We start from the raw sequence: 2,672 nt of genomic DNA, 5'->3' as shown, positions 1-2,672 counted from the left end.
ATACATCCGACAGTCATTGCAAAGGGCTATATGCTTGCAGCAAACAAGGCGCAGGTCATACTCAATGAAATCGGTGAATCTGTGACAGAAAAGGACACAGCAATCCTTCAGAAGATTGCAGAGACAGCAATGACAGGGAAGGGCGCAGAATATGAAAAGGAAAAGCTTTCCAGGATTGCATGCGATGCAGTTAAAAAGGTAATGGACAAGCAGGGAAGCTCAATCTCAATAAGCATGGACAACATAAAGATAGAGAAGAAGGTTGGGGCAGGAATTGAGGACACCACCCTGATTGACGGAATTGTGCTTGACAAGGAAAGAGTTCATTCCGGAATGCCAATCTCTGTGAAAAACGCAAAAATACTCCTTGTGGATTCAGCCCTTGAGATAAAGAACACTGAGACAGAGGCGAAAATTCAGATTACAGACCCCGAAAAGATGCAGTCCTTCCTTGACATGGAAGAGAAAATGATAAGGAACATGGTGGACAAGGTTGTTAAAACAGGCGCAGGCGTTGTGTTCTGCCAGAAAGGCATTGACGACATTGCCCAGCACCTTCTTGCAAAGAAGGGGATGTATGCATCAAGAAGGGTTTCCAAATCAGACATGGAAAAGCTTGAACGGGCTACTGGCGGTAGAATTGTAACATCCCTTGACGACATCTCAGCAAAGGACCTTGGGTTCGCAGGGCTCGTTGAGGAGAGAAAGACAGGTGACGAGTCAATGACATATGTCATGCAGTGCACAAACCCTAAAGCAGTCACAATCCTCATAAGGGGAGGGAGTGAGCATGTTATTGATGAGATAAAAAGGGCAATGGAGGATGCAATCGGGGATGTTTCCGCTGCGCTCAAGGTTGGAAAGATTGTGGGCGGGGCAGGCTCGGTTGAGGCTGAATTAGCAAAGCAATTAAGGAAATTTGCAGACACCCTTAACGGCAGGGAGCAGCTTGCTGTCCAGGCATTTGCAGACTCAATTGAGGTTATCCCAAGGACTCTTGCAGAAAACGCAGGGCTTGACCCGATTGATGTCCTGACTGAGATAAAGGCAGCGCATGAAAAGGGGAGGAAATGGGCTGGAATTGATGTGTTCTCAGGAAAGGTCATTGATGCATTGAAGGAGGGTGTCATTGAGCCGCTGAAAATAAAAACCCAGGCAATAAAGTCAGCATCCGAGGTTTCAATAATGATACTAAGGATTGACGATGTGATTGCCTCCAGCAGTTCAGGGAAGGAAACGCCCCAAATGCCCCAGGGAATGGGCGGCGGAATGCCCGAATACTAAAAAGTAATTTAATAATTATTTTTTTTAATCCTTCTTCTTATTTTTTCATTAAATTTAAAAATTTTTAAGTCAGGCAGAAGAATCATAATGAACAGTAATATTGCTGGTTTATATTAATAATTATAAGATTAATAATTTTTATTAGATAAAAATATTAAGAAAAATAATATGATGAAAAGAGAGAAAATCTGTCTTATTAATTTATTTCAACTTTCTGGGACAATGACTGCCCGGGCATCCCTGTTTCAAAAAGTATCCTTATCGCACCGCTGTTTCCGTGAGGAGCCCTTATTTCCCCGGTTATCTCTTTTCCTGCGGGGCTCTTCCAGACAGCCTTCTTTCCGACAAGCTTCTTCGCATCTTCCTTTGAGTTGAATCCTTCAACATGGATTATCATCTGATTGTTATGGGTCACTCGCCTGCTCCTTTTGAAGCTCATTATTGTTCCTTGCATGGTTATCTTGGAAAAGGCACCCATTTAAAAACTTTATCTTTTTTATTACGCCAATACAAAAACATTTTTAAAGGAACCGGATTTTCGCCTGCATATGGTAAACATAAGAATTTCAAAGCTAAGCATGTATGGAAACCCTAATATCGGGCTCTACTGCTATGCAACTGACAGATACTGCCTTGTAGGAAGGGTTGTTTCTGACAAGTTCGCTTCTGAGATAGGAAAAATCCTTGGAGTTCCAGTTCACAGGATAAACATAGCAGGAATATCCCTGATTGGAGACCTGATTGCAGGAAATGACAGATGCCTTCTCGTTCCAAAAATTGTATTTGATGACGAACTTTCCGAGCTTGACAGGCTTGGGATAAAATACAGGGTTGTTGGAGGGGATTTGACTGCCCTTGGGAACAACATGCTTGCAAATAACAATGGGGCAGTAATAAGCAGCGAATATTCTGATGAGGAAACTCTCGAAATTGAGGAAGCTCTTGGAGTAAAAGTGCTGAGAGCAAAAATCGGGCAGATGACAATAGTCGGCTCATCAGCAATAATGAATGCAACCTCAGGGGTAATAAATCCGAACATAAGCCCTGCAGAGAAATCCCTCTTTGAGGATACTCTGAAGGTGAAATTCTACAGAAGCACAGTTAACTTTGGAAACCCATTTGTTAAGTCTGGAATGATACTTAATTCAAAAGGGCTTATCCTTGGAGATCCCACTACAACAATAGAGCTTATGCAGATTCAGGAAGCATTTGAGTGAGGGAAAAACATGCACGAGCACAATCACGACGGGAAAAGCGCAGCAGAAGAGGAGATGCAGCAGAAATACCTTGAGCTGAACCTTCTTGACTCGCAGATGAAGCAGTTTCAGGAGCAGATAAGGACAGTTGAGGAGCAGCTTATGCAGCTTGCGGTCTCAATGCAGGCAGTT

At 43.0% G+C, this 2,672-nt stretch carries 3 protein-coding genes; 2 read left to right on the top strand and 1 reads right to left on the bottom strand.

Annotation, left to right across the window (positions count from 1 at the left end):
• Window positions 1-1,284, top strand: a 1,284-nt coding sequence (gene thsB, locus NTV63_02055; protein ID MCX6709718.1) for a thermosome subunit beta, incomplete at its 5' end; no start/stop codon positions are given.
• Window positions 1,285-1,480: 196 nt separating this feature from the next.
• Here the strand turns inward: thsB and NTV63_02050 are convergent.
• On the bottom strand, window positions 1,481-1,738 hold the full coding sequence (locus NTV63_02050; GenBank protein ID MCX6709717.1) for a 50S ribosomal protein L35ae: 258 nt from the start codon (window positions 1,736-1,738) through the stop codon (window positions 1,481-1,483).
• A 94-nt stretch (window positions 1,739-1,832) separates the two neighbouring features.
• Here NTV63_02050 and NTV63_02045 point away from each other — a divergent pair, with 94 nt between their 5' ends.
• Window positions 1,833-2,501, top strand: a complete 669-nt coding sequence (locus NTV63_02045) for a translation initiation factor IF-6 (GenBank protein MCX6709716.1) — start codon at window positions 1,833-1,835, stop codon at window positions 2,499-2,501.
• The last annotated feature ends 171 nt before the right edge of the window (window positions 2,502-2,672 follow it).

It is taken from the genome of Candidatus Woesearchaeota archaeon, from assembly GCA_026394965.1.
Taxonomy (GTDB): domain Archaea; phylum Nanobdellota; class Nanobdellia; order Woesearchaeales; family 0-14-0-80-44-23; genus JAPLZQ01.
This window is presented reverse-complemented; position numbering and strand designations above follow the sequence as displayed.